This is a genomic window from Pseudomonas sp. B21-010, assembly GCF_024749325.1.
GTDB lineage: Bacteria > Pseudomonadota > Gammaproteobacteria > Pseudomonadales > Pseudomonadaceae > Aquipseudomonas > Aquipseudomonas kilonensis.
In genome coordinates this window covers 5,665,056-5,691,648 of sequence record NZ_CP087198.1, presented here as the reverse complement: position 1 = coordinate 5,691,648, position 26,593 = coordinate 5,665,056, and the positions used below count along the sequence as shown (strand labels likewise).

At 59.4% G+C, this 26,593-nt stretch carries 20 protein-coding genes; 13 read left to right on the top strand and 7 right to left on the bottom strand.

Annotated features, from left to right (window positions below; translation table 11 throughout):
• Positions 1–141: 141 nt before the first annotated feature.
• The 4 genes from LOY50_RS25375 to LOY50_RS25360 are packed head-to-tail and all read right to left on the bottom strand — an operon-like array spanning position 142 to position 4,322.
• Complete coding sequence (locus LOY50_RS25375) at positions 142–597, bottom strand: hypothetical protein (RefSeq protein WP_253469763.1); 456 nt, start codon at positions 595–597, stop codon at positions 142–144.
• Positions 587–1,930, bottom strand: coding sequence for a phosphatase PAP2/dual specificity phosphatase family protein (locus tag LOY50_RS25370; protein WP_258689485.1), 1,344 nt, complete (start codon positions 1,928–1,930; stop codon positions 587–589). Before LOY50_RS25370 ends, LOY50_RS25375 begins: the two co-directional genes overlap by 11 nt.
• Complete coding sequence (locus LOY50_RS25365; protein WP_258689484.1) at positions 1,930–3,687, bottom strand: bifunctional alpha/beta hydrolase/class I SAM-dependent methyltransferase; 1,758 nt, start codon at positions 3,685–3,687, stop codon at positions 1,930–1,932. Before LOY50_RS25365 ends, LOY50_RS25370 begins: the two co-directional genes overlap by 1 nt.
• A gap of 11 nt (positions 3,688–3,698) precedes the next feature.
• A complete protein-coding gene (locus tag LOY50_RS25360) occupies positions 3,699–4,322 on the bottom strand; it encodes a CDP-alcohol phosphatidyltransferase family protein (protein ID WP_214512521.1) in 624 nt (207 codons plus the stop codon).
• Between the two features lie 411 nt (positions 4,323–4,733).
• Between LOY50_RS25360 and LOY50_RS25355 the strand changes: the two genes are divergently transcribed.
• From LOY50_RS25355 to LOY50_RS25345, 3 genes are all read left to right on the top strand, one after another.
• On the top strand, positions 4,734–5,141 hold the full coding sequence (locus LOY50_RS25355) for a DUF6088 family protein (RefSeq protein WP_003205962.1): 408 nt from the start codon (positions 4,734–4,736) through the stop codon (positions 5,139–5,141).
• Between the two features lie 93 nt (positions 5,142–5,234).
• Positions 5,235–6,083, top strand: a complete 849-nt coding sequence (locus LOY50_RS25350; RefSeq protein ID WP_258689483.1) for a nucleotidyl transferase AbiEii/AbiGii toxin family protein — start codon at positions 5,235–5,237, stop codon at positions 6,081–6,083.
• A 102-nt stretch (positions 6,084–6,185) separates the two neighbouring features.
• Entirely contained in the window at positions 6,186–6,644 is a 459-nt protein-coding gene (locus LOY50_RS25345; RefSeq protein ID WP_214512520.1) for a GNAT family N-acetyltransferase, read from the top strand.
• Positions 6,645–6,754: 110 nt separating this feature from the next.
• Here the strand turns inward: LOY50_RS25345 and LOY50_RS25340 are convergent, their stop codons facing one another.
• The 3 genes from LOY50_RS25340 to LOY50_RS25330 are packed head-to-tail and all read right to left on the bottom strand — an operon-like array spanning position 6,755 to position 12,376.
• Complete coding sequence (locus LOY50_RS25340; protein WP_258689482.1) at positions 6,755–7,183, bottom strand: hypothetical protein; 429 nt, start codon at positions 7,181–7,183, stop codon at positions 6,755–6,757.
• Between the two features lie 16 nt (positions 7,184–7,199).
• Positions 7,200–7,616, bottom strand: a complete 417-nt coding sequence (locus LOY50_RS25335; RefSeq protein ID WP_258689481.1) for a hypothetical protein — start codon at positions 7,614–7,616, stop codon at positions 7,200–7,202.
• The gene (locus LOY50_RS25330) at positions 7,613–12,376 is read right to left on the bottom strand and encodes an RHS repeat-associated core domain-containing protein (RefSeq protein ID WP_258689480.1); all 4,764 of its coding nucleotides are present in this window, start codon (positions 12,374–12,376) and stop codon (positions 7,613–7,615) included. The genes LOY50_RS25335 and LOY50_RS25330 overlap by 4 nt, the downstream gene beginning before the upstream one ends.
• Positions 12,377–12,670: 294 nt before the next feature.
• Between LOY50_RS25330 and LOY50_RS25325 the strand changes: the two genes are divergently transcribed.
• From LOY50_RS25325 to LOY50_RS25280, 10 genes are all read left to right on the top strand, one after another.
• Positions 12,671–17,464, top strand: coding sequence for an RHS repeat-associated core domain-containing protein (locus tag LOY50_RS25325; protein ID WP_258689479.1), 4,794 nt, complete (start codon positions 12,671–12,673; stop codon positions 17,462–17,464).
• Positions 17,454–17,774: a contact-dependent growth inhibition system immunity protein gene (locus LOY50_RS25320; RefSeq protein ID WP_258689478.1), complete on the top strand. Its 321-nt coding sequence runs from the start codon at positions 17,454–17,456 to the stop codon at positions 17,772–17,774. The genes LOY50_RS25325 and LOY50_RS25320 overlap by 11 nt, the downstream gene beginning before the upstream one ends.
• Positions 17,775–18,229: 455 nt before the next feature.
• Positions 18,230–18,520, top strand: a complete 291-nt coding sequence (locus LOY50_RS25315) for a hypothetical protein (protein ID WP_258689477.1) — start codon at positions 18,230–18,232, stop codon at positions 18,518–18,520.
• A 146-nt stretch (positions 18,521–18,666) separates the two neighbouring features.
• Positions 18,667–19,047, top strand: a complete 381-nt coding sequence (locus tag LOY50_RS25310; RefSeq protein WP_156395727.1) for a hypothetical protein — start codon at positions 18,667–18,669, stop codon at positions 19,045–19,047.
• An 82-nt stretch (positions 19,048–19,129) separates the two neighbouring features.
• Positions 19,130–19,438, top strand: coding sequence for a hypothetical protein (locus tag LOY50_RS25305; protein WP_258689476.1), 309 nt, complete (start codon positions 19,130–19,132; stop codon positions 19,436–19,438).
• Positions 19,439–20,148: 710 nt separating this feature from the next.
• On the top strand, positions 20,149–21,402 hold the full coding sequence (locus LOY50_RS25300) for a cystathionine gamma-synthase family protein (protein WP_258689475.1): 1,254 nt from the start codon (positions 20,149–20,151) through the stop codon (positions 21,400–21,402).
• Positions 21,403–21,536: 134 nt separating this feature from the next.
• Positions 21,537–22,967, top strand: coding sequence for an amino acid permease (locus tag LOY50_RS25295; protein ID WP_253469742.1), 1,431 nt, complete (start codon positions 21,537–21,539; stop codon positions 22,965–22,967).
• Positions 22,968–23,025: 58 nt separating this feature from the next.
• On the top strand, positions 23,026–23,910 hold the full coding sequence (locus LOY50_RS25290) for a LysR substrate-binding domain-containing protein (protein ID WP_258689474.1): 885 nt from the start codon (positions 23,026–23,028) through the stop codon (positions 23,908–23,910).
• A gap of 20 nt (positions 23,911–23,930) precedes the next feature.
• Positions 23,931–25,295 carry a threonine synthase gene (gene thrC / locus LOY50_RS25285; protein WP_258689473.1) on the top strand — a complete coding sequence of 455 codons (1,365 nt, stop codon included), beginning with the start codon at positions 23,931–23,933 and terminating at the stop codon, positions 25,293–25,295.
• An 11-nt stretch (positions 25,296–25,306) separates the two neighbouring features.
• Entirely contained in the window at positions 25,307–25,744 is a 438-nt protein-coding gene (locus tag LOY50_RS25280) for an Lrp/AsnC family transcriptional regulator (RefSeq protein WP_003205952.1), read from the top strand.
• Positions 25,745–26,593: the final 849 nt, after the last annotated feature.

Genomic DNA, 26,593 nt, shown 5'->3' with positions numbered 1-26,593 from the left:
TAAGCATAACTGTGGCGAGGGAGCTTGCTCCCGCTGGGCTCTTGTAGGAGCTGTCGAGCGAAGCGAGGCTGCGATCTTTCCACAGCCCATTGAGTCGAGAGCAGAAGATCAAGATCAAAAGATCGCAGGCTTCGCCAGCTCCTACATACCTGAAGCTAACCAGGGACTGGCCAGGATGAAGCCCAGTACCAAGACAACTTGTATGGCCAGCAACCGCGATTGCCGACGCAGCAGCAACAACGCGCCGTGCCGGCGTTCGGTCCAGAGACGGCCGGCACGTGCGGCCGGTTGCAGGCCCAGCGAGGTGAGGGCCTGGTCCAAGGTATAGGTGCGTTCGGCCAGGGATTGGGTGCTGTCAGCCATGCGCTGGAACAGATCGGCATCGAATGCCACGCGCAGCGCCCAGTATTTCTCCAGCACGCCGAGGACGATCAGTGTGGCACTCAACAGCAGCAACCACGGATCGATAACGCCCACCAGCCACTGCCCCAACCCCAGCAGCGCCCCAAGCAGCGTCAGCCCGGTGGACAGCTGGTCCAGCGAATGCCCCCGGCGCAACAGGCTCGCCACGGTGTGGAGCTCCATATCAGTGATCATGGACATTCCCCTGTGCTGTGGATAACTGCTCCAGCGCGCGACGGTGTGCCGCGTGCAAGACGATACGCGGCCGAGCGCGCTGGATTTGCACGATTGCCGCGTCAACGTTCGCTGCCCGCCCACTGTGCAACAACCAGGCAACCACCGCCGTGGCGCTGCGCGAATAACCCAGGGCGCAGCAGACCAGCACCGGACCGTGCTGGCGCAGGCTTTCGATGGCCTCTGCCGCTTTCAGGCATTGCTCGGCGGTCGGTGCGGTCAGGTCGAGCACTGGCAACGAGCGATAGGCAACGCCCGTACTGTCCATGGACAGTTCTGCGCAGAGGTCGAGCACGCCGGTAAACGCGCTGTCCTTCAACTCCATCGGCGTGGGGATTCGCCCCAGCCAGACGTTATCCGCCACCTGGTCCGGCTGCGGATGCTTGCGCGTCCAGCTGCGCGAATTGATCCACGCCGCCGCCAGGTAGGGCGCCAGCAACCAGCGCGCCGCCGGACTCAAGCGGCCGTCGGCACGCTTCTGGAAACCGTCGGCACCGAACAGCAGGTAATTCAGCGCCACCACGAGCACCGCGACCGCCGGCCAGATCAGCCAGAGCCACGCGCCGCCCAAGGCAAACGCCGGGATGAACAGCGCCGCCGCGCCCAAGCCATAACGCAGGGCCAAGCGTCGGCAGGCAGGATCCGTCGCCAGCCGCGTACTCAGCAGCGGACTCGGTCGGTCCAGCGGCCACAACCAGACACACAGCCAACCGGCCAACGCGCCCGTGGGCAGGTCAATGAAGTGATGTTGATAAGTGGTCAGCACCGACACGCCGATCAACGCGAACCAACCGTGCATCACCCAGCGCCAGAAGCCCTGCAGATGCCGCTGATAGCAGACCCACAGCACCACCAGCAACGCGATGTGCAGCGACGGCGCCTGGTTGAACGGCTTGTCGAAACCCGCCAGCACTTCGAACAACCAACCAAACACCCCGTCCATTTCCGGGCGGGGGAAGGTGAAGCGCAACGGCCAGAGCAAAAAGCAACTGACCGCAATCACCTGCGCCGTAAGCAGGCGCAAGGCGTGGCGCTTGAGTTCTTCGCGGCTAGTGGGCAACAGCAAGGACAGGCCGTACAGCAGATCGATCGACCAGTACGGCACGATGGTCCAGGCCATGAACGGCATGTGGCTTTCCCAGGCGAACACCAGCGTGCCGACGTCGTCACGCTGGGACGTGACCCAGGTGGCGAAGCCATAGGTGGTGAAGAACAGCGGCGCCAGCAACAGCAGCCACAGCACCGCCGGTTTCAGCAGTGCGGGCTCGCGGGCCGGGGCGATGACGGCGCTCATTACTGCACTCGCTGGGCCAGCGAAACGCTGAAAATGCCCCATTCATCGACCCGCAGGGTGATCTTGCGGAAGCCCGCCGCCTCAACCAATTGATCCATTTCCGCCTGGGTGCGTCGACGCATCACCCAGGCCTGACCTGCGCGGTGGCTGGTGAGGGCGCGGGCGATCAGTTCCAGTTGCGGGTGCCACGGCTGGCCGGTGTAGACCAGGAAACCGCCAGGCTCCACAGCTTCGGCCAGGCCGGCGAGGGAGCCGCCGACCAGTTGGTTGTCGGCAAACAGCTCGTACAGGCCCGACACCACGGCGAGGGTGGGTTTCGGCTCCAGCGCCGCCAGATCCTGGCGGTCGAAGGCATCGCCTTTGACGAATCGCGCGATATCGCCCAAGCCTTTTTCCACGATCAGCGCACCGCCGTCGCGCACGTTGATGTCGCTGTAGTCGCGCAACAGGATCGACTCGGGCAACGGGCTGACGCCTTGCAGTGCTTCGAGAATGTAGCGGCCATGGCCGGCGGCGATGTCGACGATGCGCACCTCGCGGTCTTGGGCGCGCAATTCGGCCATCGCCAGGCGCAGCAGCTCCTCGACGTTCAGCTTGCGCTGGCGAATGCCGCGCCAGCCGATGGAGTTCAGGTAGTTCTGGTCAATCATCCTGCCCAGCGCCGAGGTGCCGGTGGGGCGGTTGCGGTAGACGTAGTCCAGGGTACTGCCGGAGTCGAACCCGGTGTCGAAGCCCAGCTTCACCCCGGCCGACAACTTGCTACCAAAGCGCATGCTGGCGCGGGTCATGCGCCAGTAGAGGTCGCGCAGCGAGTTGTGCGGCAGCGGCGTGGCCAGGGTTTCGGCTTCGGCGCAGGTCGCGCCCAGGCGATCGGCGTCCAGCAGGGAAGGGCGGTCCAGCGGTCGGGCAAAGTTCTGCAGGATGAAGCGGCGGGCACTGGCAACGGCCGGCGCGCGGTTCTTCTCGCCGAGGGTGTCGTGGAAGAAGCCCGGCAGGATGTGTTTCTCTTTGTGCAGGCTGCCCAGGCGCTCGAAGAACTGCTCCTGGGGTTTGCGGTGCACGACAAAGTCCGATCCGGAGATCAACAGTTGCGTCGGCACCTGGATCGCCTGGGCATCGGCCACCACGCGGTCGGCGGCTTCGTACAGGCCCAGCAGCACGTTCACCGAAATGGCCTTGGTGATCAACGGATCGCTGTCGTAGGACGCCACGCGCTCCGGGTCATGGCTGAGGAATTTCGCCTTGACGTAGCTGTTGACGAAGAAATTGCCACGGAACTTGCGCATCAGCGCCAGGCCCGAACGGGCGAACGGCACGTAGAGCTTGACCTTGAACGCCGGCGACGCCAGCACCAGCGAGCGAATGCGCGGCGCGTAGTCGTGGACCCAGGTGGACGCGATCACCGCGCCGACGCTTTGTGCGACCACGGCGATGTTCGCTTCGTCGATCTGATGCGCCGCGCCGATGTGATCGCAGAAAGTCTGCACATCCCGGGCACTGGTGGCAAAACTCGGGCTGTCGCCCCGTTCGCCAGGCGACTGGCCATGGCCGCGTGAGTCCCAGGCAAAGAAGTCGAACCCGGGCAGGTCCAGTTCATCCACCAGGTGCGCAATGCGCCCGGAGTGTTCATGACCACGATGAAACAACAACACAGCCTGGCGGGGCTCACCCGCGGCCGCGTCGACAGCCGGCCAGTGCCGGTAGAACAACTCCACGCCATCGTGGGTGGTGAACGTCAGTTCCTGGGCTTCGCGCATTGCAAGTTCCTTTATGCTGAGGGAGCGTTTTCCTTCACTTGGCCCAGGCCATGACGGACCCGATTGACCAAGGTATAAACCAGCAGGGCGGCAACTACCGCCATCACACCATCGACCCAGAGCGCCCCGAGCCAACCCAGGGCAATGCCGGTCGCCAACACGCCCAACACAAAGGCGCGATCACTCTTGCCCATCGGCCCGTCATAGCGCCGCGAAGCCCCCACCATTGCCCCCAGCACGCCGGCGTATTCGCTGAACAACGCCAACAGCGTGACCAACAACACGAGCAACAGACTGGAATCGGCAAACAGGGCAAAAGGCAGGATCAGGGCCGCGTCGGCGATGATATCGCATAGCTCATTGAGGTAGGCGCCCAGATGCGATTGCTGGCCAAACTCCCGCGCCAACATGCCATCCACGGCATTCAACGCCATGCGCAGGAACATCCAGATCGGCACCAGGACGAAGATCCACGGATGGCTGGCAAACCAGGCGATGACCGCGCCGACCAATACCGAAACGATGCCGGCGAGCACCGTGACCTGGTTGGCGGTGACACCGTTGTTGTAGAGGCGTTGGACCATGGGGCGCAGCAGGTTTTGAAAGGCGGGTTTGAGTTGGTAGATGGAGGGCATCGGGGTGAGATCTCGGCCGGTTGCGGGGCTGGGCTTATACAGGTGCGAGATTACGATAGGTTGAGGGCTTGCAGGCGGGTATTTCTCGAGAATGAGCGCGGATAGGCATCTAAAACCCATGATCTGTGCAAGAAATAACCAATGTGGGAGCGAGCTTGCTCGCGAATGCGGTGTTTCAGTCAACCTCAATGGCGGCTGACCCACCGCATTCGCGAGCAAGCTCGCTCCTACAGGTTTTGTGCCTGAAATGAATTGTGCGCTGTGCATGCGATCCTGTTTCAAGGCTGCATTGGCCGATGTTTTGACTCTGATTTATACTGAGCGAGCTGTGAGCACTATTTGTATTTAAATCTCCTTATAAAACAATCTGTTGAGAGTTAATTTTTGTTAGGTGCTGCCGGGAGGTAAGCCATGGTTATCGAAGAGCGGCTTAAAAGATCAATCGCCTTGCGAAAGGACGATGTGTTTCTACGCTCCGAGTTTTCCGACTTCGGCAGCCCCGCGCAGGTATCCCGAGCGCTGCGTCATCTGGTGGCCAACGGTGTATTGGTCAAGCTCGGCGTGGGTGTCTTCGCAAAGGCCAAGGCCAGTGTGCTTACGGGCAAGCCGATACCGGTTCGCCCCCTTGAAGTCTTGGCACCTTTGGTTCTGCAAAAGCTTGGCGTGAAGATCACGGCGGGACGCGCAGTGCGTGAATACAACGCCAGCGATAGCTTGCAGCTACCCGCCGGCATCGTTTTTGACACAGGTTCACGGCGTATTAATCGCAAGCTCGGCTTCGGTGGTCGGTACGTCGTTTATGAAAATCATCACGCCTGAACAGGTCGAGTTAATCGATGCGGTGTTGGCTGAGGTCGATGTCGGGCTGCTTACGGCTAGCATCCTGGAAAAAGACGTCCCCTGACGGATGCTTTGCAAGCTCTGATGGGGATGCGGTTTCCAGGTGTTCGCCTGGTGTTTTGCGGCGGCACAAGCCTGTCGAAGGCTTACCAACTGATCGAGCGTATGTCGGAGGACGTCGACTTAAAGATCGTTTTGGACGAGCCTGATGCGTTAAGTGCCTCGGCTCAGAAGCGGCATCTCAGCAACCTGAAGGCTCAGGTTTGTCATGTCCTCGCCGAGCTCGGTTTCGAGGCAATAGTGGAAGCGCGTGTTGCCCGGAATGAAAACCGATACTTCGCCAGTCGTTGGCAATATGCTCCGCAATACCCTCACGACACCAGTTTGCGCCCTTATCTAAGCCTTGAGCTGACTGCGCGAATCCCACAGTTTGAAGTGACTCAGCAGCCGCTGGAGTACCTGGTCAATCGACTCGCCGCCAGGTCTGGGCGATTGGGTGATATTGCCTGCGTAGCGGTTGAGGAAACGCTTGCGGAGAAAGTCATTTCGTTTCTTCGCCGCTACGCCCAACACCAAGCCGGAGCGATGCTCCAGCCGTGGGACGATACGTTGGTGCGGCATATCTATGATGTTTACTGCATAAGCCGTGGCGATCTGGCTGTCGGCGAACGAGCCGCTCTCGGTTTCAAACGTCTGGTGGAGTTTGATGCGCTCGAATTTGGTCGGCAGTTTCCTCCATTTGCTGACGATCCGGGAAATGTCATGCAGTGCGCTCTCCATCAGGCGAGTTCGGATGCGCAGATTCGTAGCCAGTATGACGCGAAGCTCATGCCGCTGATTTTTGGCAATGTCCGCCCGAGCTTTGATGAAGCTTATGTTGTGTTTCGTCTGCACGCCGAAGCGTTGATTCGGACGCTGTAACACTCTCGGATCATAAACGGGTTAACGGACCCTGCTCGCGGGTGTCTTCTTTCGAGCAAAGCGGGTCAGCAGCCGGCTGACTAAATACAAGGAGTGTTTCAAATGCTGCAGATGGATTGGCTCACTAACCACATGGATAAAAGCGACCAGATGGCCGAGTGGCTCCATCGGGAGTTCAGTTATGAATTCGCCCAGCAATCCCTCGCCAGTTGGCAGCAGGAATTCGCTGCGGGGCAGCACGATGGCCGCTGGAAGTGCCTGATCGCCATGGAACACGACCAGTTGCTCGGCGGCGCTTCACTTGCCAGCCACGACCTGCCTGACCAGCCTGAGCTGGGCCCGTGGCTGGCGTGTGTGTTCATCACCCCAGAGGCTCGACGCAGAGGGCTTGCAGCGCAGTTGATCGAAGGCATCTGCAGCCATGCGCGAGAGGCTGGAATCATCACCTTGTTCCTGCACACCCACAGCCAACGTGATTATTACGCCAAGCTGGGTTGGGACGTGCTGGAGCGTTTTGAGGCTTGGGGGGAAGAGCAGTGGCTTATGGCGCGGTGTTTGTGATTGCGGTATGTGTGCTCCCCCCGGCATGCAATGGCATAATTTTTTACGCGGTTAGAGTCCTACACTTGAGAATTCACGTGCATAATGAACCATCAATATCATTGCAGGTGTCACGAGTCTTCGTGTAGAGATAGCAGCCATCGCTTGTGATAATCTAGCTGAATGTTAATGTCGGTGACTAAATTTTTGTCCTCGTAATCAAAGATTTGGACTATGTTCTCCCTGCCTGCGGCTTTGCCCCAAGAGACTTCGTAAGCTACTAGTCCGCTAGCCATTTGCGAGCACATACGCGAAGGGTAGACGTTGATTTTCGAACCCTTGCACAGAAATTTAATGTTGGGGAAATCTTGTCGTACCTTGCCGAGGCATGTGTAGTAATCAAGGCCTGTGTATGTTTTCTCTGATTTTCCAGGAATTTTTACTGTCAGAGCTATATCTCCTCTGTCGTATTCAAGAGTTGCGTGATTGATTTTTCCGTGAAGCTCAATAGTTATTTTTTTGGCGATCATTTTATGGGATTGCCTGCCGGAAGTGCGCATCAGTAAACTGTCCTAGCTACTCTGCGTCCATAATTTTTCTATACTTGTCGAAAATGACCTCAGCGTGATCGTCGCCCGAGATAAGGTTTTCATAAAATAAGTTATCAGTAGCCCATTCAAAAAAAACTAACTGGGTTTTGTTTCTTCCGGTATTGGTCACTTTAAAGTTGAGCTGCCAGTGGGATGAAAGGCGTCCGTCAGTGATTTTGAAGAAGTCTGCTGCAAGCGGTATTGGGTACTCATCGTACTCATCAATGCAGATGTATAACCAAGGGCAGTTGTCTCGAAACTCCACCCCATAAACAATATATTCTTTGCCAATCACGAGATTCAACTCACCATCGGGGAAGGATATATATCGTTTCAGACGGGCAGCTGTTTCTGGCGTCAGAGCGCTACTACTTAGATTGTTCAATATGCATGTGGCTTTCATTTCTCAAAAATCCCAGGTGGTACCGAGGGGTCATTGCCCCATGGCTTTATGTCGTCGGTACTGTGCTTTTTAAATTTAAAGTCCATCAGTTTGCCTGTGCTCGGGTCACGAACATAATGCACTACGGAGTCATTCCTGTTTTTTGATTTTACTTTTAGTTCCATTTTCTCCATTTTGTAGTAATTTGGATCGTCTAGTTCTTCAATAATTACAAGGCCTTTGTCCGCTTTCGCAGACTCTAGGGCCATCTGGTCTTGGATACTTTTAGGGTGCCGACTCCATTTGTCTGGTTTTGGTGGTGCCGGAGGTGGTGGAGATCCCTCATCCACCCCGACTTTAGCCGCCGGATCTTGCTCCCCAACCGCCGGCTTTTTACACCCATCATTCCCCGGACAATCCACCAACCCCAACGGATCCACCCACCCCGTCGGGTTCAGGGTGTAGCGATAGGCGTTAAGCCCTCCCTTGAGCTTGCTCGGATCCGCCGTCAGATACCGCCCTGTCTCCGGATTGTAGTACCGGTGCCGGTTGTAATGCAGGCCGCTTTCCCGGTCGTGGTACTGCCCTTGGAAGCGCAGCGGTTGCTCCAGTCGCTTGCCGTCGCCGTGCAGCAGTCCGGTGAGTTTGCCGTAGCCGTTATAGCGCGCCGCCCAAACCACTTCACCTTGGTGGCTGGTCAGTTCCTGCGGTGTGCCGAGGTGGTCGAGGTGGTAGTAGAACGGCGTGGCTTTTTCCGGACCTTCGCCTTCGAGCAGTGCGAGGGGGCGGAAGGTGCCGGGCTCGTAGACGTAGCTTTGGTAGTGGCTGTTGCTGCTTTCGGCGATGACTTGGTCGCCTTGCCAGATGAATTCGGTGGTCTGGCTGTCCACGGTCTTGCTGATGCGTCGGCCGAAGGCGTCGTAGCGGTAGGACGTTTCGTTGCCGTCCGGGGTGGTGACGCCGATCAGGCGGTGCTGGCTGTCGTAGCGGTACTCGGTAATTAGGCACTGGGCTTTGCCGCGGCGTTCGCGAGCTAGGTTGCCGTAGGCGTCGTAGTCGTAGTGGCGGTCGCCCTCCATCAGCAGGCGGTTGCCCTTGAGGGTGGTCGGGCCGGGGCGGTCCATCATCAGCAGATTGCCCGCTGGGTCGTGGGCGAAATGTTCCGGGGCTTGGCTGTGGGTGTAGTCGATGCGCAGCAGGTGATCTTGCGCGTCGTACTGGTAGCTGCGTCGGTTTCGTGTGTCGGACAGCGCGGCGAGGTTGCCATTGGCGCTGTAGGAATAGTCGCGCCAGAAAAGTTGTTGCTGCTGGGTTTGCCACACGGTCTGGGCTTTGAGGCGACCCTGTTCGTCGTAGGTGTAATCGCTGAGCAGCAGGCCTTGCTGGCGTTGCCGTTCGCGCCCGCCTTTGTAACGGTGTTCGGTCAGGCACGTGCCGTTGAGGTCGATGGCAAACAGCGCGCCGCCCGGTGCGTGGCGGTAGTCGAGGGTGCTGTGGTCGGGCAGGCGGCAATGGATCAAGCGGCCAACGCTGTCATATCGATAGCGCAGGGTGGCCCAGCCCTGGTGTTCGACGACGAGCCGGTCTTGCGCGTCGTATTCGTAGGCCAGCGGCCAGTGGCCGTCGTCGACGCTGACCAAGCGTCCGAGAGCGTCGTAGCGGTAATCGATCGTCGCGCCGTCCGGCAAGGTTTTGCGCAGCAGGCGGCCGGCGGTGTCGCGTTGGTACGCGGTGATTCGTTGGTTGCCATCGGCGCCAAACTCGGTTTTTTCCAGCAGGTGGCCGTTGAGGTCGTAGGCATAACCGGTGCGCTGGCCGTCGAAGCCGGTTTCCTGTCGGATCAGTCCGCCGGGCGTGTAGTCCAGCTGATATTTTTCGCCGGATTCGTTTTCGATTTCGGTCAGCAACAGCCGCGCCGAGTCGTAGCGGTATTTCAGCTCGCTGCCGTCGGGGTTGAGGCGGCGGCTGATCAGGTGCAGGTCGTCGGCGTATTCGTAGAGGGTCAGACGCCCTTGTTCATCGCACTCGGCGGTGACCTTGCCGTAGGCGTTGTAGCGCCAGGTCCGGGTGGCACCGTTGGGCAAGGTCACCTGCAGCAGGCGGCCGACGGCGTCCCATTGGTAGTGCGTGAGCGCGCCGTGTTCGTCCTGGCGGCTGAGTAAACGCCCCAGGGCGTCGTAGGAAAAACACCGGCGACTGCCGTCGGGCAGGATCTCTTCGGTCAGTTGGCCCAGGCGACTCCAGGTGAAGCGATGTTCGCCGCCGTCCGGGTCATACGTCGCCAGCAGTTGCCCATGGGCGTCGTAGGCATATTCCGTGCGCCGGCCTTCCGGCTCGATGAGGACGATCACGTCCCCTCGGGTATTGCGCCGGTAGGTCCACACGGCTTTGCCCCGCTGCCGGGCGTGCAGGAAACCGTTGCGGTATTCGTAGGAAGTGGGCTCGCCTTCAGGCGGAATCAGCGCCACCAGCCGTCCGACTTCGTCGTAGCGGTATTCGGTTACCGCGCCGAGCGGGTCTTGTTCGGCGATCAATCGGCCCTGTTCGTCATAGGCCTTGAGGTGCTCGCCGCCATCGGGGTCGACCTGGCGCACCAGCCGCGCCCGCTCGTCGTGGACGTACACTTCCTGGCTGCCATCGAGGTTCTGGACAATGACACTGCCGTCCTCGCTCCAGGTGTAGCGGCTGTCCATCTGCGCGAACGAAGCCCAGTGCCGAGCGCAGCGGACCGCCAGGCCGACGCCTTGCCATTCCCAATAAAAACTCGCGCCACCGGCCAGTTGTCGCTGCAGGATTATGTGTCGGTCGTCGTAGTCGTAGCGTTCGCTTTCACCGGCGGCGTTGGTCGCTTCGATGAGTCGCCAACGCGCGTCGTAGCGGTAGGTCGCCAGCGTCTGTTCGGTGCGCCAGGCTTCATCTGGCAGCCGTTCGGGGTGAAAGCTCTGGTAGTCGATGGCGACCAGGTGACGATGCTCGTAACGCAGGCGCAGGCTGCGCTGGGCACCGTTGTCCAGGCGGCTGATATCGCCGTAGATGTTGCGTTGGATGGTCAGGCGGTTGTCGTACCGATCGCTCAGGGCGATCAGATGACCGTTGCGAAAGTGTAGGAAAGGGGGGCCTTCGCCGGGCTGGGCGACAATCAGTTCGTCCGGCTCGCTGCTCAGGTAGATCGCCGCGCGGGCCAGGCTGTTGTGGATCGCCGGACGTTGTAGGTTCGGTCGGGGGAACGAGGTGCGACGGTTTTCCTGGTCGATCCAGATGACTTCCTCGCCTTCGATCAAAAGGCGATGGGCCAGGGCATGGCTCCAGCCGAGGCCGAGGCCTGCGTCCAGTTCGGCGGCGCTGGTGCGGTAGAGGCGGGTGAAGACAAACGGCAGGCGTCCGTCGAGGGTGCCGTCTTCCAGGGTCAGCAGTTCTTCGCCGGTGACCATCGATACTGGGCAGCCGTGGGTGCGGGTCTGGGCGGCGCTGTCGGCGGGGTCGCCGTTGGGGTTTTTTGATTGGGTGGAAGCGTCGTCGTGGGGTTCGTATTTGCTCAGTCGCGCAGCGGCCTGGGATTTTTCCCGCACGATTGGGGCCGGATTGCTGACCGACAGCGGCGCGGAATCCCCAGCGGTGATCTGCAACGGCCTGACAGGCGCTGGCCCCACTGACGACCCTCGGCCGGCGATGACTACCGGCTTCAGTGCATCGGCATGTTTGTTGAGGCTGTCGCCGCCAAGTTGGCCCAAGCGCTGGCTCGATGCCTGCAACCACTCGCGGGCCCGTTCCGAGCGGATCAAGTGCAGCGCCTTGCCGCTCAGGTGCAGGCCTACGCCCAGGCCACCGGTGACTGCCGCCAAGAGGAAATTGATCAGCACCGAGGCGCGCATTTCTCCCATGACCTCGGCTCTGTACTGCGGCGGCATCATCCGCAACCAACTGGTGAAGGCCGCCGTGTAGACGAGGAGCAAGGGCTCATCACTCAGGATCATCAGGCCTTTGGCAATCGCCTCCGATGAGGCTTTCAGCAGTTGCTCAAGCTCGGCCTCGGTGAGGAATTCCAGCAGCTTTTCACTGTTGGCCCGCAAATCCGCCAACAGATCGAAGACCTGTTTGACGCTGTCCCACAGCCCATACACAGTTCTTTCAAAACCACGCTGCTCAGCTTGTTGCAACACGTTGAAGCGCTTCACGAAGCCGCCTTCAGAAAATTCCTTCCAGAGCGGTTGAAACTCGTTCCACTCGGTTTTCAGCCAACCTTCGAGTTCGACGATCACGAGCTGGTAGGACGCGTACAGCGCCTTGACATGATCGGTCGTGACATTTGGAAAAAAGGTGATGCGGTAACGCTGGCCTCGGTCGCATTCGGGTATTTCCAAAATACCGCTAGGGCCGATGACGTGAGGGACTGGCTCGCCAAAGGTTTCCTTCCCCGGCTCGCCCTCAATAATCGGTTCGAGCGTCACCGGCGTGTTGCCGATCGGGACGAAACGCGAGGCCTGAAACATGTGCACCAACGTCAGCGGGCCTTGTGCCGGACACCTCGCCACTACGGCGCTGAACTGCTCGCTGTCATTTTTTGCGGGCGCGAGGGACACCTCGTTGCCCACCTTGAACACCTGCTCGATGTCTAGCGCTTGGCCGGTCCAGAAGTCTTCCGCCCAAGCGTCGTAGTCGTTCAGGCAGTGGCGAAAGTCGTGCAGCACCGCCTCGACATCCGGGTGATCCGAGTCCATGACTGCCATCACCAGCGAACCAATGACATTGCCCTGGGCAAGAATTTTGTCGTAGTTGGGCATGCAGGAATCTCGGTGCGGGGGCGGACGCGAGACTCTGCCGTGGATGACAGTTGAATTCAGTCAGTGGAAGGGGACAAAGGATGTAGGGCGATTCGCTAAATTCAAACGCTTGGCGTGCGAACCCCGTCGATGACTATAAACACCGCGACAGAAACCAAGGGGTTTTGGCGAAATTCTGGCAACGTTGGCCTAATTTAGAGAATTGCCCTACACCCCCCGCTTCTTTACCTGACTTATTTCCTCTGCCATCCCCGGCACAGTCTCGCGCCCACTCCCGCGCCGCGAGCTGCCTGCATGAAGTTCCCTGACAAGATCCCGTCATTAACCGGCGCCATCGGTTCGCTGGTCTTGGCCGCCATGAACTCGCCCGATGTCGAGGAAGTACTGCAGGACTTTCGCCGCTGCCTGGGTGACTACGACAGTTGGGCGGAAAGATTCTGGACCAATCGGACGCTAGACATTAAGCAGGTGTTTAAAGTTGGCAAGGAGGTGTCGCTCGCACCCGCGAAAGACGATGGCAAGCAGGTCAGCGCCGTGGTGGCGAGGTGTCCGGCACAAGGCCCGCTGACGCTGGTGCACATGTTCCAAGCCTCGCGTTTCGTGCCGATCGGCGACACACCAGTGGTGTTGGAACCGATCACTAAAGACGAGCGGGGGAAGGAAATCTTTGGCGATCCGATCCCTCATGTCATTGGCCCCAGCGGCATTTTGGAAGTACCCGAATGCGACCGCGGACAGCGTTACCGCATCAGTTTTTTTCCAGGTATCACGACCGATCATGTCAAGGCGCTGTACGCGTCCTACCAGCTCGAGATCGTCGAGCTCGAAGGTTGGCTGAAAGCGGAATGGAACGAGTTTCAACCGTTGTGGAAGGCGTCTTCCGAGAGCGGTTTTGTAAAGCGCTTCAACGCATTGCAGGACGCCCAGCTACGTGGCTTTGAAAACGCCCTGTTTGGGCTATGGGACGACGTAAAACAGGTCTTCGATCTGTTGGCGGATCTACAGGCCAACAGTGAAAAACTGCTGGAATACCTCACCGAGACTGAGCTTGAGCAACTGCTGAAAGCCTCATCGGAGGCAATTGCCAAAGGCCTGATGATCCTCAGCGACGAGCCCTTGCTCTTCGTCTACACCGCGGCGTTCATCGGTTGGCTGCGGATGCTGCCGCCGCAGTACCTGGCCGAACTCCTGGGGGAAATGCGCGCCTCGATTTTGATCAACTTCCTCTTGGCGCGTGTGACCGGTGGGCTGGGCGTTGGGCTTCGTATGAGCGGCAAAGTGTTGCGCCATGTCCGCTCGGAACGCGCCCGCGAGTGGTTGCAGGCATCGAGCCAGCGTTTGGGCCAACTTGGCGGCGACAGCCTCAACAAACATGCCGATGTACTGAAGCCAGTAGTAATCGCCGGTCAAGGACCGTCGGTGGGGCCGGCGCCTGTCAGACCGTTACAGATCGCCACTGGGGATTCCGCGCCGCTGTCGGTCAGCAACCCGGCTCCGATCGTGCGGGAAAAATCCCAGGCATCTACGCGACTGAGTAAATACGAACCCCACGACGACGTCCCCGCCCCATCGAAAAACCCCAACGGCGACCCCGCCGACACCGCGTCCCAGACCCAGACCAGCGGCTGCCCGGTGTCGATGGTCACCGGCGAAGAACTGCTGACCCTCGACGATGGCACCCTGGATGGCCGCTTGCCGTTCGTCTTCACCCGTTTGTACCGCACCAGCGCCGCCGACCTGGATGTCGGCCTCGGGCGTGGTTGGAGCCATGCCCTGGCCCATCGCTTGGAACTCGACGGCGAGCAGGTCACCTGGGTCGATCAGGAAAACCGCCGCACGATCTTTCCACTGCCTAACGCCCAGCGTCCGGCGATCCACAACAGCCTGGCCCGCGCGGCGATCTACCTGGGCACCGAGGCGGACGAACTGATCGTCGCCCAGCCCGGGGAAAACGCAGCATTCCTGCACTTTCGCGACGGCCACCTGAGCGCCCTCAGCGACCGCTACGACAACCGCCTGACCCTCCAGCGCAACATTCATGGCGACATCTGCCGTTTGGACAACGGCGCCGGGCGCGCCCTGCGCCTGCGTTACGAGCAGCGCCACCTGATCGCCGTCGACTACCAGAGCTTCCATCCCGCTATCACCCTCGACGAAGCCTGGCGGACTGAACAGACGCTGGTTTCCTACCGCTACGACGGACGTTTCCGACTGATCGAAGCGACCAATGCCGCCGGTGAAAGCGAACGCTACGACTACGACGACCAGCACGTCATCCTCCAGCGACAACTGGCCGGTGGCGCGAGTTTTTATTGGGAATGGCAAGGCGTCGGACCGGCGTCCCGCTGCGTACGGCATTGGGCCTCGTTTGCGCAGATGGACAGTCGCTACACCTGGGGCGAAGACGGCAGCGTCACGGTCCGGCACTTGGACGGCAGCCAGGAGGTGTATGTCCACGACGAGCGGGCGCGGTTGGTGCGCAAGGTCGAGCCCGACGGCGGCGAGCACCTCAAGGCCTATGACGAACAGGGCCGGTTGATCGCCGAACAGGACCCGCTGGGGGGCGTCAGCGAATACCGCTACGACGACGTCGGACGGCTGGTGGCGCTGCTTCCCCCGGATGAGACGCCGACGTCCTACGAATACCGCAACGGTTTCCTGCACACCCGTTCGCGCGGCAAGGCCGTGTGGACCTACCGGCGCAATGCCCGCGGCGAGGTGATCGTCCTCATCGATCCGGACGGCCGGCGCACGGAATATGCCTACGACGTCCATGGGCAACTGCTGGCGACGTATGCCCCGGACGGCGGCGAACATCGGTTCACCTGGAGTCGCCTGGGCCAACTGACCGAAGAGATCCTGCCCGACGGCAGTCGCCGGTGTTTTTCCTACGACGCCCTGGGGCGTTTACTCAGCCGTCAGGACGAACACGGCGCGCTCACGCACTACCAATGGGACGCCGTCGGCCGCCTGCTGCAGGTGACCTTGCCCAACGGTGCCACCCGGACCTGGCGCTACAACGCCTACGGCAAGGTCACCGCCGAGCGCGATGAACAGGGCCGTCTGACCCGCTATGAATACGCCGACGACCTGCACCTGGTCAGCCGCCGCCTGAACCCCGACGGCAGCGAGCTGAAGTACCGCTACGACTCGGCGCGGCTGTTGCTGACCGAAATCGAAAACGAATCCGGCGAAAAATATCAGCTGGACTACACGCCCAACGGCTTGATCCGACAGCAAGTCGGCTTCGACGGCCAACGCACCGCCTACGCCTACGACCTCAATGGCCACCTGCTGGAGAAAACCGAGCACGGCGAAGACGGTTCGCAACGGCTCACCCAGTACCAGCGTGACGCGGCTGGGCGGCTGCGGGTCAAGACCTTGCCCGACGGCCAGGCCATCGAATACCGCTACGACGAACTGGGCCGGCTGGTCCACGTCAACGACGGCAGCGATCATCCCCTGGCCTTCGAGTACGACGCCCAGGATCGGCTGGTCTGCGAGCACCAGGGCTGGGGCACCCTGCGTTATCGCTACGACGCTTGCGGGCGCCTCAACCACCTGCGCCTGCCGGACGACAGCCAGCTCGACTACCACCATGCCCCAGGTGGCGCACTGACCGCCATCGACCTCAACGGCACGCGCCTGACCGAACACCGCTTTGTCGGCGGACGTGAACGGCAACGCCAGCAGGGCCGGCTGCTCAGTGACTACGACTACGACGAGCAGGGCCGCCTCAAGGCCCAGACCGTGTGGCAGAACCAACAGCAACAACTGTTCTGGCGCGATTATGCCTACAGCGCCAAGGGCAACCTGCAAACCCTTTCCGACAACCGAAGCCGCCGCAGCTACCAGTACGACCCGCTGGATCGCCTGACCCGCATCGACTTTTCCCACAGCGAACCGCCGGAACACTTCTGCCACGATCCGGCCGGCAACCTGATGATGCAGGACCGCCCCGGCCCGACCACCCTCAAGGGCAACCGCCTGCTGAAGGAGGGCGACCGCCACTACGACTACGACGCCTTCGGCAACCTGATCCGCGAACGCCGCGACCAGGCCCTGGTCAGCGCCTACCGCTACGACAGCCAGCACCGCCTGATTGGCGTCACCACGGCCAACGGCCGCGAAACGTCCTACCGCTACGACGCCTTTGGCCGACGCATCAGCAAGACCGTGGACGGCCTGACCACGGAGTTTTTCTGGCAGGGCGACCAGGTCGTCGCCGAAAACAGCCCACGCCACCACCGCAGCTACGTCTACGAACCCGGCACATTCCGCCCGCTGGCGATGCTCGATGGCGAAGGCCCGGAAAAAGCCACGCCGTTCTACTACCACCTCGACCACCTGGGCACGCCCCAGGAACTGACCAGCTACAGCGGCCAGATCGTCTGGTCGGCGCGCTACAACGGCTACGGCAAACTCACTGAACTGCAGCACGGAGGCGGCGAACAACTTGAGCAACCCTTGCGCTTCCAGGGTCAATACTTCGACCCCGAAAGCGGCCTGCACTACAACCGGCACCGCTACTACAATCCCGAGACTGGCCGCTACCTGACGCCCGACCCGAGCAAGTTGGTGGGTGGGCTCAATGGGTACCGGTACACCCTGAACCCGACGGGGTGGGTGGATCCGTTGGGGTTGGCATGTCAGTGTCCTGGTGATATTGAGGCTGATGGGCCGTTCAGCGAAATTGTGCCGGGAGGAGGGTTGGCTGCGCATGAGGCTCGTGGTGGGCATTTAATAGAGAAACATGTGGGGCGCTCTGAAGATCAACTGAGGAGGCGCCTTGATTTGGAGCCTCGCGTACCTACTGCGTCGACATTCCCTGATAGGGCTACGGCAGAGTCAGCTGTTTCCAGTGTATTAAAAACAAGAAAATTAGAGATAGACGAATTTCTAAGTAGTAGATTGAGAACATCACTTGCTCTACGGCAACCCTTCTCTTCTCCAGTAGGAGTCGGCGTTGTACGTCAAACTGGAAATCTAGAACCACTGTCGGTTGTGGTGTTGGTTATTAGAAAATCTGACAGGTCACCAACCGGATATAATTTACTTACAGGATTTATTGAAAAAAATGAAAGATAAATACCCAGAGCTTTTCCAGTTCTTTGGATGCTACTTTCATCAAGATTGGATGTGCGAGTCATCAGATCCTGATGAAATAATAAGAAATTTTGTTTCGGACTCTGCGCCTGAAATCGTTGACATGGTTAAAAATGAAATCTCGACACTATTAACAATTAAATTTTGTGATGAGAAATTGAGAGGATTCATTATGGATAAAATGCCTTGCAATTATTGCTATTGGATGGATTGGGAGTCTGGTGAAATGTGGCTAAAGCATATTCTGGACGTAATGAGTCGCACTGATACCTCTCCGCTTGATGGTAACTAGAAGAAGTAGCCGTATGCAGATTGGCAGACTGAGGTGAAGTCGTTTGGGCCGCGCGCTACAACGGCTACGGCAAACTCACCGAGCTCCGGCACGGCGACGGCAAGCGACTGGAGCAACCGCTGCGTTTCCAAGGGCGAAACCACGTGCCGACGTCACCACAATTTCCAGTGTGGGAGCGAGCTTGCTCGCGATAGCGAAGTGTCAGTCACCCTCAACGGCAGCTGACCCACCGCCATCGCGAGCAAGCTCGCTCCCACAGGTTTATCAGTGACTTACAGGTCGTGGCTTTGCCCTCAGCCATTAAAAAAACCACCCCTTCGATCATTCCCACGCTCCTGCGTGGGAATGATCGAATCTAAACTGGAATGGGTCAAAAACCCAAGGCATGGCACGATGGAGCTGACCATCAAGCGGAATCTAAAATTAGAAAATCCAACCTTTAAGCGGAGAAAGTAATGTTAGAGAGAAATAAGGAAATCGTTATTTCCGGGGAGTCTGCACTTGAAGCTCTAGCTGAAATTGAGTTTATTTTGATATCGCTACACAAGATGGGTAGCTACTACGGTGATAAGCCAATTGAAAAGTACCAGCGCGCCACCACGGAGTTCATAGATAATGAAAAAGTAACCCAGAAGCTCGCTAAAATTAGAAAGATCATCAGTGAAGGGTTTGATACAACTCTAGGCGAAGATGATATGGACGATATCGAGCGGCGTATGGAGGGTATTAATTTCTGGAAGCCCTAATAGATTTTTCGTTACGGTGCCTATGAAATGAACAGCAAGCCAACCAAGCACCATTATCATGAGGGGGTATGGACGTATGAGTTGAAGGGGAATGTGATGGGTGTTGACAATACAGTTGTGCGCGTTTCTTTGGCGAATGGCAAAAAATGAAAATAAAAATAGATGAAGTTAGGAGCGTCAGTGGCAATATCTCAGTAGCTTTTTCGACAGATTTTGGAAGCGCGGTCGCGACTTGGTCGGCCGATATTCCGAAAGTCGGTGAACAACATGATGTGGAATTTGAGATAGATGAAGAGTTTGCGTGGGGAAATAATGTCGATGTTTCCGGTGGTCGTTTTTCATTGAGCATAAAGGATAGGGTCATTTTTCTAAGCGCGTCTCTAGTCTCCATGGCTGAGGATGGGGTTGCGATAATTGATATCAATGGAACGAAAACAATGATTGAGTTGGAGGGCTGTCTTATGCGACCTCCGTTTTTTATAAGTCTAAGTTTCGAAAAATTAACCCTTTGCCCAGCTAATTTGTGAGCTGGAAGAATGATGCAACCAGTGACGCTCTGCGTACATCGAAGATGCATTCAGGGAAGCTTATAAAGTGAAGGGGGAGTGTGTGGGTTTGCATGAAGTAACTAAGCTTGGCGGGGCTGTGGTTTTTGATGATCTTTCAAGATTGGATCAGTCAAGGGATGTTCTGCTTGGTATAGACGATTTAAAGGAAGATCTGTTCCAGGCTTCTTTTTCGTTTGAGCAAATAATAGATATTGGTTGGTATCCTGAGTTCTGTGAGAGTGGATGCTTCAGGGTTCTTCTTGTGTCGGGCTGCAACTGGGGCTCTCCTGTATGTTCTACAGAGGCTAAGAGTTGGGCTGAACTAGAAGGTGCTTTGATAGATACGTTAAAACAAGTCAAGGTTGCGTGAGGTAAGTATTGGTTGAGTTAAGTGTCGAAAATAAATCAACGAGGGCGGCCCACACAGCAAAAAATCAACGCCGCCCCCAGTGTTATTGATCGTTCCCACGCTCCCGCGTGGGAATGCATCCCGTGACGCTCTGCGTCACAACCAGAAGCGGAACGCAGAGCGTCCCTGGCGACATTCCCACGCGGGAGCGTGGGAACGATCGATAACCTGTGGCTAGGGAGCTTGCTCCCGCTGGGTTGCGGTAGGAGCTGCCGAAGGCTGCGATCTTTTGATCTTGATCTTTCGCTTGATACTCAACTGGCTTTGGAAAGATCGCAGCCTCGCTTCGCTCGGCAGCTCCTACGGCGCAGCCGAGCGGGAGCAAGCTCCCTCGCCACGATGATTCGCACAGCCTTTAAGTCAACGGTCGCCTGTAGGGCTGGCGCTCACGCATTCCCGACGTCACCACAATTTCCAGTGTGGGAGCGAGCTTGCTCGCGATAGCGAAGTGTCAGTCACCCTCAATGGCAGCTGACCCACCGCCATCGCGAGCAAGCTCGCTCCCACAGGTTTATCAGTGACTTACAGGTCGCGGCTTCGCCTTCAGCCATTAAAAAAACCACCCCTTTGGCACCGATAACATCGTTTCTCGGGCGCGCGGCTTTTCCCTATATTGGCCCTCAGATTCGGTGGATGGCTCAACGTCCACCCCCTCAGTGTGAGTAGCCTCAATGAACAATAAACCTGACAGCACAGGGCTTGATAACGCGGGAGCAGGAACCCGGGCGGTTTGGGGTGGGGAGCAAGTCAGGCACCCCTACAACGCCACGCAAACCCCTATCGTGGCCAGCGCCGCGTATGGTTACGACGACATCGACGTCTGGTACGACGTCGCCTTGGGCAAGGCCCCCGGTTTTATCTACAGCCGCATGAGCAACCCGACCGTCGAGACCCTCGAAGCCAAGATTCGCGAGCTGGAAATGGCCGAGTCCGCCGTGGCTTTCAGCAGTGGCATGGCGGCGATCAGCAGCGTGCTCTACACCTTCCTGGCCCATGGCGATCGCGTGGTGTCGACCAAGGACAGTTACGGCGGCACCAACAAGATTTTCGAAGAGTTCCTGCCGCGCACCGGTGTGGCGGTGACCTTGTGCGAGACCTTCGATCACGACGACCTCGAGCGTGAAATCGCCAAGGGTTGCCAGGTGCTGTACCTGGAAACCCCCACCAACCCGACCCTGAAAATCCTCGACATCCCGCGCCTGGTGGCGGCGGCCAAGCGTGTCGGCGCCGTGGTCGTGGCGGACAACACTTTCGCCACACCGCTGAACCAGAGCCCGCTGGCCTTGGGGGTGGACGTGGTGATTCATAGCGCGACCAAGTTCCTCAGCGGCCATGGCGACGTGCTCGGTGGCCTGGTGTGTGGCAGCGAAGCCTTGATGGCCCAGGTGCGGCATTACCGGGAAATCAACGGCGCGAGCCTCGACCCGTTCTCGGCCTACCTGATCATCCGTGGCATGAAGACCCTGGCACTGCGCATGCGTCAGCAACAACACAGCGCCCGGGCCCTGGCCGAATTCCTCTGCACCGAACCGCTGGTGGAGGCGGTCAATTACCCGGGCTTGCCGAGTCACCCGAACCACGCCGTGGCCTGCGCGCAGATGTCCGGCTTCGGCGCCATCGTCAGTTTTGTCCTGGTCGGTGGCATGGACACGATCAAGCTGCTGCTGCCGCGCCTGCGCTTCGCCCATTGCGCGGGCAACCTGGGCGCGGTGGAAACCATCTACGGCCCGGCCCGCACCACCAGCCATGTCGAGAACACCTTGGAAGAACGCCTGGCCCTGGGCATCTCCGAAGGCCTGGTGCGGGTTTCGGTCGGCATCGAAGACACGGACGATCTACTGGACGATCTGAAACAGGCCTTCGCCTTCGTCAAAAAAACCCTCGATTCGCAACTCAATGAAGTCCACATCGAGACCGCAAACTGAAGTTTGAAAGTTGGTACCCCATAACAAGGCTGTGAATGGGGCGTTCATGAATAGGAATAATAATAAAAGCTCAGCGGCGCTTGTCTGACTCGCGTAGACGTAGATGCGCGCCCTGACATTTCATGAGAACAACCATGTCCATAACAGAACAACAAACGAGTACGCGGGCCGGCTTCAAGCAGGAAATGCAGACGCGCCATATCGTCATGCTGGCCTTGGGCGGCGTGATCGGCACCGGGCTGTTCCTGACCTCCGGCTACACCGTTAACCAGGCCGGCCCCATGGGCGCGGTGATCGCCTACATCATCGGCGCGCTCATGGTGTACATGGTGATGATGTGCCTGGGGGAACTGGCGGTGCAGATGCCGGAAACCGGTTCGTTCAGCACCTACGCCACGCGGTTTCTAGGCCCGGGCACCGGCTACACCGTGGCCTGGTTGTATTGGCTGACGTGGACGGTGGCGATCGGTTCCGAATTCACCGCTGCCGGCATCCTCATGTCGCGCTGGTTTCCCGACACGCCGGTGTGGATCTGGAGCGCGCTGTTTGCCGGCGTGGTGTTCCTCACCAACGTGATTTCGGTGCGTTTGTTCGCCGAGACCGAGTTCTGGTTGTCGTTGATCAAAGTGCTGACCGTGGTGGTGTTCCTGCTGATCGGCGGTGGCGCGATTCTCGGCCTGCTGAACATCGACCAGGCCCACAGCATCGGCTTGAGCAACTTCACCCGCGAGGGACTGTTTCCTACCGGCTTCATGCCCATCGTGATGACGCTGCTGGCGGTCTCCTTCGCGTTTTCCGGTACTGAACTGATCGGCATCGCCGCCGGTGAAACCAAAGACCCGCAACGCAATGTGCCACGCGCCATCCGCACCACAGTGCTGCGCCTGGCGGTGTTTTTCGTCGGGACCATTTTTGTCCTGGCGACCTTGTTACCCCGCGAGCAAGCCGGTCTGGTCGAAAGCCCCTTCGTCACCGTGTTCACCTACATCGGCATTCCGTACTCCGCCGACATCATGAACTTCGTGATCATCACCGCCCTGTTGTCGGCGGCCAACTCCGGGTTGTACGCCGCCTCGCGGATGCTCTGGACCCTCAGCGACCAAGGCCACCTGCCCAAGCAGTTCTCGGCCCTGACTCGCATGGGCACGCCGCTCAACGCGATCATCGTCAGCATGGCCGGCGGTGCGGCATCGTTGCTCAGCAGCGTGTTTGCCGCCGACACCATCTACCTGGCGCTGGTGTCGATTTCCGGCCTGGCCGTGGTGGTGGTGTGGATGAGCATCGCCGCGAGCCAGATCGCTTTCCGTCGTCACTATGTGGCCAACGGCGGCGATATTCGTGACCTCAAGTTCCGCGTTCGCGGTTATCCGTGGGTGCCGCTGGGGGCGCTGGTGTGCTGCAGCCTGGCGTGTGTCGGGATCGCCTTCGACCCTGAACAGCGGGTGGCGCTGTACTTCGGCTTGCCGTTCATCGCCTGGTGTTACTTCGTGTATTACATTACCCGCAAAAGCCGCGAGCGACGCTTGTCGGTTGCCCTCGTGGCACAACCGTCCGACGCGTTCTAAACCGCGTCGATGGGGCGGGCAAACGTGCCCGGTGCGTGGGGGTTAACGAGGTAAGACCATGAAGCAAAAAACGTTGCCCCCGTTGAACTGGCTGCGGGCGTTCGAAGTGTCGGCCCGCTGCCTGAACTTCACCCACGCCGCCGACGAATTATTCTTGACCCAGGGCGCGGTCAGCCAACAGATCCGCCAATTGGAAAGTCACCTGGGGGTGGCGCTGTTCAAGCGCTTGCCCCGTGGCCTGGGCCTGACCGAAGAAGGCCAGGCGTACCTGCCGGTGGTGCAGGATGCAATCACGCGACTGGCGGTGGGCACTAACGAAATCTTTGGCCAGCACAAACGCCGGCCAATCAAGGTGCGCGGCAGCCTGGCGTTTTTCGTGCACTGGCTGGCGCCGAAACTGGTGGATTTTCGCCAGGCGCATCCGCACGTCGACATCCGCTACATCAGCAACATCTGGGTCAAGGAGCTGGATGGCGAAGACGACATGGAAATCCGCTGGGGCCACGGCCAATGGCCCGGCCTGGTGTCCCAGCGGCTGACCTGGGACACCTTGTTTCCGGTGTGTTCACCTGCCTTGATGGCGACGCTGAAAGTGCCGGCGGACGTGGCCAAGCATCCATTGCTGCATGTGCTGGGCTACGAAGAGGGCTGGGGCTACTGGCTGAAAATGGTCGGTGTCGACTCGGTGGATTCCTCGACCGGCATGCAATTCGACACGCTGGTCTGCACCTTGCGCATGGCTGAACTGGGGCAGGGCATCGCCCTGGCGCGGTCATCGATGGTGAGTGACATGCTCGACGACGGACGCCTGGTCGAGCCCTTCGCCCAGCGCATCGAAGCCAGCGAATCGTTTTACCTGGTGCGCAGTTCCGGGGCCGAGCAACACCCGGACGCGGCGCGGTTTTCCACCTGGCTGGTGGAGCAGGCGCATCGCTTTAAATGAACTGTTTTACGGAGTTGACCATGCGCTATGTGAGTACCCGAAATTCCGCCGTGCAGGTCGATTTCGAAAAAGTCGTGCTGTCGGCCATCGCCGAGGATGGCGGCCTGTTTGTCCCCGTCACATTGCCGCACTTCGAACCCCAGGACATCGCCAATTGGTCGACCTTGTCCTACGACGAACTGGCCTATCGAGTGATGCGTCCGTTCGTGGGCGAGGCGATCCCCGAGGCCGATTTCAAGCGGGTGCTCAAGGAGGCCGGCAGCCAGTTCAGCCATCGCTCGTTGGCGCCGTTGCATCAGGTGGATCGCAACGAATGGGTCCTGGAATTGTTCCATGGGCCGACCCGCTCCTCGAAGGATTTTGCCGCGCAGTTGCAGGCGCGGCTGGTGCAGTACTTCCTGCGTAAACGCGGGCGTCGCGCCGTGGTGATTGGCGTCACCAACGGCGACACCGGCCTGGCCGCCATCGAGGCCTTCAAGCACTGCGACGAGACCGACGTGGTGGTGATTTATCCCGAGGCCGGCGTACCGCAAGACCAGCTTCAAGACCTGCAAGCGACGGCGCATCCGCGGGTTCATCAAGTGGCCGTCGATGGCAGTTTCGATGAATGCCAGACCTTGGTCACCCAGCTGTTCCGGCAGCATGAGGCGATCAGTTTCAATTCCAGCAACTGGGTCAGTGTCATGGCGCAGTTGGTGTTTTATTTCCACGCCGTGCTGCAGTTGGGCGGCGGTCAGCGGCCCATTGGCTTCAGCGTGCCGGCGGCGAGTTTTGCCGAAGTCTATGCCGGCTACATCGCGCAGAAGATGGGCTTGCCGATCACGCAAATGATCGTTGCGACCAATCAGAATGACGCGCTGCATCAGTTCTTTTTGAAGAACCACTACTCGCGATTGCGCGCCAGCAAGACCCTGTCGCCGGCCATGGATTTGTCGATCTTTTCCAACCTGGAACGGTTTCTCTGGGAGCTCTATGGGCACGACGACCAGGCCGTGAGCGCGTTGATGGACACCTTCGAAACCCAGGGTGAAATGACCATCGCCAACGAGTTCTGGTTGCAGGCGCGGATGATCATCGACTCGTACGCGGTCAGCGATGAGCAGACGCTGGAGGAAATCACGTCGCTGTATCGCGACACTGGTTACGTCATCGACCCACACACCGCCACCGGCGTGCTCGCGGCGCGTTTGTACCGGCGCAGCCTGGTGGCGCCGATGGTGACCTTGGGCGAGATATCACCTATTAAATCGGCGGTGTTGCTCGGTGAGTTGGGGATCCCCGTGGCGGCGCCACAGCGTACGATGTCCGAGCAAGGCCCGGCGCAGATTCATCGCATCCAGCCGGACGACCTCGGTGCTCTTCATCAATTGCTCGGCGCCCTATAACCGGAGGCCCCATGAAGCGAATTCTCGACCCCCTCGACGAACGCATCATCGCCGAACTGCGCCTCAACGCCCGCGCCGCCCACGCCGAGCTGGCGGCCAAGGTCAACCTCTCGCGCAACGCCGTGCGCCAACGCATCGAACGCCTCGAACGCGACGGCGCGATCCAGGGCTACACGGTGCGCACCGGGGAGGGCGCTCACGCGTCGTCGAACATCAACGCGGTGATCTTCGTCTACCGCTACGACCGCATGCGCGGCGCCGAGGTGTTGCAGGCGTTGCAGGCCATGCCCGAAGTGCTGCAGTGCGATGTGATGAGCGGCGAATTTGATTTGATGCTGCGAGTCGGCGCGGCGAACCCGGAGCGGGTGCACAAGGTGTGGAAAGAGATCTCGGCGTTGCCGGGGGTGGAGAACACCGTGACGTCGTTTGTGTTGTCGTCGGTGGTCTAGGCGCGCTATCCGTCACAACAGTGAACCCTGTGGCGGGGGAGCTTGCTCCCGCTGGGCTGCGAAGCAGCCCCAACCTGGTCACCCTCAATCAACCTGACCCACCGCGCCGCATGATTTGGGGCCGCTGCGCAGCCCAGCGGGAGCAAGCTCCCTCGCCACAAAAACCGGCGGGAGGTGCATGCCCTGACACCAATAGCCCAAACACTGAAAATACCTGTGGGAGCGAGCTTGCTCGCGATAGCGGTAGACCAGTCGACATCAATGTTGCCTGACCTGGCCCCATCGCGAGCAAGCTTGCTCCCACAGGAGAATGTGCCCGGCCAATGGGTCAAGCACGCTCACCGCTGCTACTGATGCCCGCAGACACCCCAGCCACCACAAACCTGTGGCGAGGGAGCTTGCTCCCGCTGGGCTGCGAAGCAGCCCCAACCTGGTCACCCTCAATCAACCTGACCCACCGCGCCGCATGGTTTTGGGTCTGCTGCGCAGCCCAGCGGGAGCAAGCTCCCTCGCCACAAAAACCGGCGGGAGGTGCATGCCCTGACACCAATAGCCCAAACACTGAAAATACCTGTGGGAGCGAGCTTGCTCGCGATAGCGGTAGACCAGTCGACATCAATGTTGCCTGAGCTGGCCCCATCGCGAGCAAGCTCGCTCCCACAGGAGCTTGTGCCCGGCCAGTGGAAAAAACATAGATAAGCCAGCCACCACAAACCTGTGGCGAGGGAGCTTGCTCCCGCTGGGCTGCGAAGCAGCCCCAACCTGGTCACCCTCAATCAACCTGACCCACCGCGCCGCATGGTTTTGGGTCTGCTGCGCAGCCCAGCGGGAGCTTGCTCCCTCGCCACA

What these genes read in the sequence shown, in the direction of transcription:
- LOY50_RS25375 (WP_253469763.1), bottom strand. Translation starts at nt 597, where the DNA reads ATGATCACTGATATGGAGCTCCACACCGTGGCGAGCCTGTTGCGCCGG.
- LOY50_RS25370 (WP_258689485.1), bottom strand. Translation starts at nt 1,930, where the DNA reads ATGAGCGCCGTCATCGCCCCGGCCCGCGAGCCCGCACTGCTGAAACCG.
- LOY50_RS25365 (WP_258689484.1), bottom strand. Translation starts at nt 3,687, where the DNA reads ATGCGCGAAGCCCAGGAACTGACGTTCACCACCCACGATGGCGTGGAG.
- LOY50_RS25360 (WP_214512521.1), bottom strand. Translation starts at nt 4,322, where the DNA reads ATGCCCTCCATCTACCAACTCAAACCCGCCTTTCAAAACCTGCTGCGC.
- LOY50_RS25355 (WP_003205962.1), top strand. Translation starts at nt 4,734, where the DNA reads ATGGTTATCGAAGAGCGGCTTAAAAGATCAATCGCCTTGCGAAAGGAC.
- LOY50_RS25345 (WP_214512520.1), top strand. Translation starts at nt 6,186, where the DNA reads ATGCTGCAGATGGATTGGCTCACTAACCACATGGATAAAAGCGACCAG.
- LOY50_RS25340 (WP_258689482.1), bottom strand. Translation starts at nt 7,183, where the DNA reads ATGCGCACTTCCGGCAGGCAATCCCATAAAATGATCGCCAAAAAAATA.
- LOY50_RS25335 (WP_258689481.1), bottom strand. Translation starts at nt 7,616, where the DNA reads ATGAAAGCCACATGCATATTGAACAATCTAAGTAGTAGCGCTCTGACG.
- LOY50_RS25330 (WP_258689480.1), bottom strand. Translation starts at nt 12,376, where the DNA reads ATGCCCAACTACGACAAAATTCTTGCCCAGGGCAATGTCATTGGTTCG.
- LOY50_RS25325 (WP_258689479.1), top strand. Translation starts at nt 12,671, where the DNA reads ATGAAGTTCCCTGACAAGATCCCGTCATTAACCGGCGCCATCGGTTCG.
- LOY50_RS25320 (WP_258689478.1), top strand. Translation starts at nt 17,454, where the DNA reads ATGAAAGATAAATACCCAGAGCTTTTCCAGTTCTTTGGATGCTACTTT.
- LOY50_RS25315 (WP_258689477.1), top strand. Translation starts at nt 18,230, where the DNA reads ATGTTAGAGAGAAATAAGGAAATCGTTATTTCCGGGGAGTCTGCACTT.
- LOY50_RS25310 (WP_156395727.1), top strand. Translation starts at nt 18,667, where the DNA reads ATGAAAATAAAAATAGATGAAGTTAGGAGCGTCAGTGGCAATATCTCA.
- LOY50_RS25300 (WP_258689475.1), top strand. Translation starts at nt 20,149, where the DNA reads ATGAACAATAAACCTGACAGCACAGGGCTTGATAACGCGGGAGCAGGA.
- LOY50_RS25295 (WP_253469742.1), top strand. Translation starts at nt 21,537, where the DNA reads ATGTCCATAACAGAACAACAAACGAGTACGCGGGCCGGCTTCAAGCAG.
- LOY50_RS25290 (WP_258689474.1), top strand. Translation starts at nt 23,026, where the DNA reads ATGAAGCAAAAAACGTTGCCCCCGTTGAACTGGCTGCGGGCGTTCGAA.
- thrC (WP_258689473.1), top strand. Translation starts at nt 23,931, where the DNA reads ATGCGCTATGTGAGTACCCGAAATTCCGCCGTGCAGGTCGATTTCGAA.
- LOY50_RS25280 (WP_003205952.1), top strand. Translation starts at nt 25,307, where the DNA reads ATGAAGCGAATTCTCGACCCCCTCGACGAACGCATCATCGCCGAACTG.